The sequence below is a fragment of the Lysobacter antibioticus genome (assembly GCF_000731095.1).
GTDB classification, from domain to species: Bacteria; Pseudomonadota; Gammaproteobacteria; order Xanthomonadales; family Xanthomonadaceae; genus Lysobacter; species Lysobacter antibioticus_B.
In genome coordinates this window covers 1-7,260 of record NZ_JMTZ01000120.1, presented here as the reverse complement: position 1 = coordinate 7,260, position 7,260 = coordinate 1, and the positions used below count along the sequence as shown (strand labels likewise).

Annotated in this window: 8 protein-coding genes; 3 read left to right on the top strand and 5 right to left on the bottom strand. The window is 66.7% G+C overall.

Annotated features, from left to right (window positions below; genetic code table 11):
• Positions 1–243: 243 nt before the first annotated feature.
• From EX88_RS0122055 to EX88_RS0122035, 5 genes are all read right to left on the bottom strand, one after another.
• Positions 244–717: a hypothetical protein gene (locus tag EX88_RS0122055; RefSeq protein ID WP_031374142.1), complete on the bottom strand. Its 474-nt coding sequence runs from the start codon at positions 715–717 to the stop codon at positions 244–246.
• 238 nt (positions 718–955) lie between these two features.
• Positions 956–1,216, bottom strand: coding sequence for a cell division topological specificity factor MinE (minE, locus tag EX88_RS0122050; protein WP_031374141.1), 261 nt, complete (start codon positions 1,214–1,216; stop codon positions 956–958).
• A 4-nt stretch (positions 1,217–1,220) separates the two neighbouring features.
• Positions 1,221–2,030 (bottom strand): septum site-determining protein MinD, encoded by an 810-nt coding sequence (minD, locus tag EX88_RS0122045; protein ID WP_031374140.1) that lies wholly within the window; start codon positions 2,028–2,030, stop codon positions 1,221–1,223.
• Between the two features lie 25 nt (positions 2,031–2,055).
• A complete protein-coding gene (gene minC / locus EX88_RS0122040) occupies positions 2,056–2,844 on the bottom strand; it encodes a septum site-determining protein MinC (protein WP_031374139.1) in 789 nt (262 codons plus the stop codon).
• A 2-nt stretch (positions 2,845–2,846) separates the two neighbouring features.
• Positions 2,847–3,467 (bottom strand): GNAT family N-acetyltransferase, encoded by a 621-nt coding sequence (locus tag EX88_RS0122035; protein WP_031374138.1) that lies wholly within the window; start codon positions 3,465–3,467, stop codon positions 2,847–2,849.
• Positions 3,468–3,609: 142 nt separating this feature from the next.
• Here EX88_RS0122035 and EX88_RS0122030 point away from each other — a divergent pair, with 142 nt between their 5' ends.
• The 3 genes from EX88_RS0122030 to EX88_RS0122020 all read left to right on the top strand — a co-directional run bounded on the left by EX88_RS0122030 (position 3,610) and on the right by EX88_RS0122020 (position 6,922).
• Positions 3,610–4,812, top strand: a complete 1,203-nt coding sequence (locus EX88_RS0122030; RefSeq protein WP_031374137.1) for a sensor histidine kinase — start codon at positions 3,610–3,612, stop codon at positions 4,810–4,812.
• A complete protein-coding gene (locus EX88_RS0122025) occupies positions 4,809–5,462 on the top strand; it encodes a response regulator (RefSeq protein ID WP_031374136.1) in 654 nt (217 codons plus the stop codon). Before EX88_RS0122030 ends, EX88_RS0122025 begins: the two co-directional genes overlap by 4 nt.
• Positions 5,463–5,830: 368 nt before the next feature.
• Positions 5,831–6,922, top strand: a complete 1,092-nt coding sequence (locus EX88_RS0122020; protein ID WP_031374135.1) for an SRPBCC family protein — start codon at positions 5,831–5,833, stop codon at positions 6,920–6,922.
• Positions 6,923–7,260 lie beyond the last annotated feature (338 nt).

The following is a 7,260-nucleotide window of genomic DNA, read 5'->3' as shown; positions in this document are numbered from 1 at the left end:
TTCTTTTGGGCTTAGCAAAAGAAAGTAACCCGGCCGCTTTAGCGGACGGAAGCTTTGCACTTGCTTCAAGGGAACGCCGGAGGCCGGCACGACGTGGTCGCGACTTGCGTCGCTCCTACCCTGGGCTGCGGATGTTCGCGGCGCGAGATTGAAGTCGTGCGGTCGCGGCTCGTGACCGAAGAAAATCCAGTAGGACGCCGCTCTTACCCTGGGCCAGCGAACAATCGCGGCGCGAGATCGGGCTTACACCGCCAGCACGCGCTCCGGCAGCCGCACCAACCCGCGCTCGGCCAACCATTGCCACGAACTCTCGGCATCCTGCTCGACATAGGCGCGCGCCGAGCCCAGGCGGAAGCTGTAGCCCCAGCTGTCCATGTCCTCGAAGATGCGCTCGCGGCTGGCGCCGGGAATGGCATCGCCGAGCAGGCATTGCAGCACGCACACGGCGTCCTCTTCCTCGATCGAATCGGTGGCGTCGGTGTGGACCTGGGCGCGGCGCTCGGGCGGCAGCACGATCAGGTGCGCGGCTTCGTGCAGCAGGGAGTGCAGCGGGGTGTCGCCGCGCGCGTACACGGTGCTGCCGATCAGGCCGGCCTCGGTGTCGCCCCAGTAGCTGCCCGGAATCGGCTCGCCGTCGTCGACGCGCTGCAGGCGCAGGTCGTAGCGCGCAAGCAGGGCGGCGACGTCGTCGAAGGCGAGGTGGGACAGGGTCAGCATGGTGCGGAACGTTTGAGGGTGGGAGTGTTGTGAGTCAGGCCATAGCCGGGCAGGCGCCGCGGTCGTCGCGGCGGCATGCGCAACGACGCGGCCAGCGAATGTATGGCCTCGGCCATGCACGTTCGCCGCGATGAAGCGCGCGGCATCGGCGGAGCGGTAGCGGCTGCACGACGACGGCTTGCACCGTTCCAGCACGCAGCGTGGGCAGGTCCGCGGCCGGCAGGCCGGCCGCGTCGGCTCAGGCCTGCGCCGGGTTTTCCGGCAGGGCGACCGAGATGTCCAGGACCTTGTTGTCGCCTTCGCCGATCAGGTCGACCTTGACCGATTCGGCGTCGACGTTGACGTATTTGCGGATTACCTCGAGCAGTTCGCGCTGCAGCATCGGCAGATAGTCGGGGCCGCCCCGTCCGGCACGCTCGTGGGCGACGATGATCCGCAAACGGTCCTTGGCGACCGATGCGGTCTGCTTCTTGGCCAGCAGGAAGTCGAACAGACCCATAAGCTCAGCCTCCGAAGATCTTGCTGAAGAAGCCCTTCTTTTCCACTTGCGTGAAGCGCATCGGTCGGGTGTCGCCGAGCAGGCGGGCGACGGCGTCGTCGTAGGCCTGGGCGGCGTCGGATTCGGTTTCCAGGATCACCGGCTCGCCTTTGTTGGAGGCATTGAGCACGTCGCCGGATTCCGGGATCACGCCGATGGTCTTGAGGCCGAGGATTTCTTCGACGTCGCCGATGCTGAGCATCTCGCCGCCTTCCACGCGCTTGGGGCTGTAGCGGGTCAGCAGCAGGTGCTCCTTGACGCGCTCGCCGTTCTCGGCGCGGCGGGTCTTGGACGACAGCAGGCCCAGGATGCGGTCGGAGTCGCGCACCGAGGAGACTTCCGGATTGACCACGACGACCGCCTGGTCGGCGAAGTACATCGCCAGGAACGCGCCCTTCTCGATGCCGGCCGGGGAGTCGCAGACGATGTAGTCGAAGCCTTCGGCGGAGATGTCCTCGAGGACTTTCTGCACGCCTTCCTTGGTCAGCGCGTCTTTGTCGCGGGTCTGCGACGCGGCCAGGATGTAGAGGTTGTCGAAACGCTTGTCCTTGATCAGCGCCTGCTTGAGGTTGGCTTCGCCGTTGACGACATTGACGAAGTCGTAAACGACGCGGCGTTCGCAGCCCATGATCAGGTCGAGGTTGCGCAGGCCGACGTCGAAGTCGATCACGGCGACCTTGTGGCCGCGACGGGCGAGCCCGCAGGAAAGGCTGGCGCTGGTGGTGGTCTTGCCGACACCGCCCTTGCCCGATGTGACTACGATGATTTCGGTCAAAACTCGTTCCTCCAATGGTGCGGCTTCAATCCAGAGCCGCAATTTTGATTTGTTCGTCTTCCAGCCAGATCTGCACGGCCTTGCCGCGCAATTCCTTCGGGATGTCTTCGAGCACCTTGTAATGGCCCGCGATCGCGACGAGTTCGGCGTGGAACTCGCGACAGAAGATGCGGGCTTTTTCGTTGCCTTGCGCGCCGGCCAGGGCGCGACCGCGCAGCGGGCCGTAGATGTGGACCGAGCCGTCGGCGATGACCTCGGCGCCGGCGCCGACCGTGGTCAGCACGGTCAGGTCGCGGTTGTCGGCATAGATCTGCTGACCCGAGCGCACCGGGGCGGACTGGATCATGCCCACCGAGGCGGCCGGGGCGGCGGCTGCCGGGGCGGCCGCGCGCGCGCGGGCGGGCTCCGGGGCCGGGGCGACCGCCGGGGCCTCGCGACGCGGCGGCGGCGGTGGGGCTTCCGGAGCGGCGCCGTCGGCGCGCTCGTAGGAGGCGCGGAACTTGGCCAGCAGCGGCAGGCCCAGGGCCTGGGCCAGGCGGTCGGTCTCGCTGGTGCCGTAGGCCAGGGCCACCGGCAGCACGCCGGCCGCACGCAGGCCGTCGAGCAGGGCCTGGGCGGTGCCGGCGTCCGGGGTCTGGCTGAGACCGCCGAAATCGATCACCACCGCGGCCCGGCCGAACATGTTCGGGGCACGCTGGACCCGGCTGCGCATCTCCTCGACCAGACGTTCGACGTCGAGGGTGCGGATGCGCAGGTTGGCGATGCCGACCTGGCCGATCTTGAGTTCGCCGGCCTGTTCGTAATCCACGGCCACGTTCACAGGCCGGTCCCGGTCGGACGCGGCGCCTGGGCGGCGACCTGGCCGTGCTGGACCGGGACCCGCGGGCGGGTCAGCCAGCTGGCCTCGGGCAGGGCGTCGCCATAGGTCTCGCGGACCCAGGCATAGCTGCACAGCGGCTTCATGAGCATGGCCGCGCGTACGCCGGCCTCTTCCATGACGTGCTGGCCGACCTCGCGGAAGCCGAAGCTGCCGTGGAACAGCAGGGCCGGGTCGTTGCCGCCTTCGAGGAAGACCTCGCAGGCCAGCTGCGGATAGCGCAGTTCGGCGTAGCTCTGGGCGTCGGCATAAAAGGCGCGGCCGACACCGCCGCCACGGCGCCGGCTGGCGACGACGATACGGTCGATATAGAAGAAGTCCGGATAACGCTCGCGAAACCAGCGGAAATTGCTGCTGTCGTGGTCGCTGCGGGCACCGATGCCGATAAGGAATCCGGCCAGGGTGCCGTCACGTTCGGCGACGCGGAAATATTCGGCGGTGTCGAAAAAATGACGCAGACGGGCCGCATCCAGCGGCAGGATCGCGGGCCCGGCGGCATTGTTGAGGGCAAGGACGGAATCCAGCTCGTGCTCTCGCACGTCGCGGACAACGATCGACATTCCACGCTCCAAGTATTCAAAAGCCGGCACGCGTTCCGTGTCGGCGTCCCGATTATCGCATGGCGGTCGCTCCCGGGGCGAACGCCAAGTGCATGACTTCTGGACGGCTCCGACGCGTGCCCCATACCGTTAGCATGCATTCATGCTGGCTCGCCTGACCCATACCCGATTACTACGTTACGCCGGCCTGTTCACTTGGGGCCTGGTCGGCTCCTGGCTGTTGTCGATCTGGCTCGACCCGGATTATTTCCAGCCCGGCCACGGCGAACCGGTGGCCGGCCTGTATTTGCAGATTTTGCGCTGGGTCGCGGTTTACGCCACTTTCGGTGCGGTCTACTGGTGGATAACCCGTTCGCTGGGCGAGCGCCGCACCGGCCTGCTCGATTACCTGCAATTGCTGGTGCTGGGCGGGTGCGCGATCGGCATCAGCTATTACTCCGGCACCGGCCTGGGCAGTGTGCTGCTGATGGTCCTGGCCGGGCTGCTGCCGTGGATGGTGCCGCTGCGGGTCGGTGTGATCGGGCTGATGGTCCTCAACCTGGTCATCATCCCGGTGTTCATCGAGGCGGTGCAGATGCCGCCCTTGCTGGCGGTGCTGCAATCGCTGCTGTACACCGGTTTTTCCGGTTTCGTGTTCCTGACCGCCCTGGTCGCCAAGCAGCAGACCCAGGCCCGCGAAGACCAGCGCCGGCTCAACGCCGAGCTGCGCGCGACCCGTGCCCTGCTGGCCGAGAGCGCGCGCATCAACGAGCGCACCCGCATCTCGCGCGAGTTGCACGACCTGCTGGGCCACCACCTGACCGCGCTGAGCCTGAACCTGGAAGTGGCCGGCCACCTCTCGGAAGGGCGGGTCAAGGAGCACGTCCAGCAGGCGCATACTCTGGCCAGGCTGCTGCTGACCGACGTGCGCGAGGCGGTGAGCCAGTTGCGCGAGAACGGCGCGATCGACCTGGCCCTGGCCTTGCGCCCGCTCGCCGAAAACGTACCGGCGCTGGATATCCGCATGGAGATCGAGACGCCGCTGACCCTCGACGACCCGGAGCGCGCCCACGTGCTGTTGCGTTGCACCCAGGAGATCGTCACCAACACCGTGCGCCATGCCGGCGCGCAGCATCTGTGGATCGACGTACGCCGCAGCGGCGACGACATCGTCATGAGCGCGCGCGACGACGGTCGCGGCGCCGACCACCTGGTCACCGGCAACGGCTTGCGCGGCATGCGCGAGCGTTTGCAGCAGTACGGCGGCCGGCTCAGCATCGAAACCCGCGCGGATGCCGGCTTCTGCCTGCAACTGACTCTGCCCGCCACCGCGGCCGCCATGGCCCGCGAAGGAGCTTTGACATGATTCCCAACCCCATCCGCGTGCTGCTGGTCGACGACCAGACCCTGGTCCGCCAGGGCGTGCGCTCTCTGCTGGCCCTGGCCGAGGGTATCGAGGTCGTGGCCGAGGCCGGCGACGGCCGCCAGGCCGTCGAGATCATCCCGACCGTGCGTCCGGACGTGGTCCTGATGGACATGCGCATGCCGGTGATGTCCGGCCTGGAGGCGCTGCAGGCCCTGGCGCGCTCGGGCTATCTGCCGCCGACCATCATCCTGACCACCTTCGACGACGACCAACTGGTTCTGGCCGGGCTCAAGGCCGGCGCCAAGGGCTATCTGCTCAAGGACGTGTCGCTGGAACAACTGGTCGGCGCGATCCAGGCCGTGGCCGACGGCGGTTCGCTGGTTCAGCCGGCAGTAACCCAGCGCCTGCTGTCGGGCCTGGAGCACATGCGCAACGATTTCGTCAGCCTGGACCGGCCCGACCCGCTGACCGAGCGCGAGACCGAGATCCTGCGGTTGATGGCCGGCGGCTTCTCCAACAAGGAAATCGCCAACTCGCTGGGCGTGGCCGAAGGCACGATCAAGAACCACGTCTCCAACATTCTGTCGAAGCTCGGCGTGCGCGACCGCACCCGCGCGGTGCTCAAGGCCTTCGAACTGCAGTTGGTCTGAGCATCGGCACCGCGACCCCGCGCAGTCGTTGCGCGCGAGGGCCTTCGGCGCGATCGACGCGCGCCGCGCCGGCCCCGGACGGTGCATCGGCGTGGCGTGCGATTGACTGCAGTTGCGCATCGGCGAAGCGGCGAGGGGCGGGGCATACCCACGCGAATGTGGCGGCTTGGCGGCGAAAAGCCGGCTGTTTCCAGGTTTTTCGCGGCGCATTGCCGGGTCCGGCTCGGCCTCGGGCCCGCGCCCGGCGCCGTGCAGGATGCGGCCCGTCGATTTTCTTGCCTGTGATGGCTGCCCTTGCCGGGATTTATCTTGCTACGATTGTGGGTCTGCGCCCCGGCCCGATCCGGGCCCGGCCCTGGAGAACCTGAATGACCCGTCTGATCGAGATTTTGATTTCACTGGCGATCGTCGCCGTGCTGTTTCTGGTTGTCGGCGTGGTTTTGCCGTCGAGCCGCCATCTGTCGCACTCGGTTGAGACCAACCGCAAGCTGACCATCGTGTTCGACACGTTGAACAGCGTGCGTCGCTTCAAGGATTGGAACCCGCTGGTGCTGCGCGACCCGGCCATGGAGGTCAAGCTGACCGGCAAGGATGAGGGCGTGGGCGCCCGCCTGGAGTACTCGTCCAAGGAACGCGGCCTGGGCAAGGGCAGCTGGGAAATCGTCAGCAGCGAGCCGGGCAAGTCGGTCGGCTACAAGATCGTCAACGAGGAGCGCGGCGACAACAAGCGCACCGAGTTCAAGCTGCGTCCGACCGGCAAGAACAACCGTAACGTCGAGATCACCCAGACTTACGACGTCGACTACGGCTGGAACCTGCTCGGCCGTTACTCCGGCATGTACGTCAGCAGCAACGTCGGCGAAGACATCAAGATGGGTCTGGCGCGCCTGAGCAACATGCTGGCGACCGTCCCGAACTACGACTATTCGAAGCTGTCCGAAGTCGACCCGGCCAACGCGCCGAAGGTCCTCGACCGTCCGGCCGAGAACGTGCTCAGCGTGACCGCCGCGGTCGCGCGCGACAACGAGAAGATCAAGTCGCAGATCCACTCCAATATGGAATGGATCAAGAAGGTCATCGCCGCCAACGGCCTCGAAGCGGTCGGTCCGATCCGCGTCGTGACCAACGAGTTCGGCAGCGAGACCTATTCGTTCGACGTGGTGCAGGTGGTGCGCAAGATCGGCGACACCAGCACCGAAGCGAGCAAGCTCGACGTCAAGATCGAAGGCGCAGGCAACCCGGTCAAGGCCGAGCTGCTGCCGGCCAGTAAGGTCGTCGTCGCCACGAGCGGCGGCCACAACATGGCCGCGCTGGCTCCGGTCCGCGACGCCGTCCGCGCCTGGGCGCTGACCCGCGGCTACACCACGACCGAGCGTCCGTACGAAGTCTGGAAGGCCGGCATCGACCAGAGCTTCGACCCGGCCCTGGGTCAGTTCGACGTGTACTGGCCGATCAAGTAACACCGATCTGCATGGTCCGCTGAGGCGGACCGGCGATCGACGAAAACGCGCCGCGGCTTCCGCGGCGCGTTTTTTTGTGGGCGCTTTATCGTCGGGCGCCCTTTCTCAGGGGTAGGAGCGGCGTCCCACAGGGGTTTCCTCCGGTCACGAGCCGCCATCGCGAATCTCACGTGGCGTTGCATCCCTCCGTGGGGTGTTGTCTCAGTATCGACCGTTGCCGTTGCCGTTGCCGTTGCCGTTGCTGTGCGCCGCCTCGCACTCGCGAAGGCGATAGAAGACCCTGAGGGCGGCGCGCATGGATGCGCGCCGTTTTTCATCGGGACAGGGATGTCCCGTAT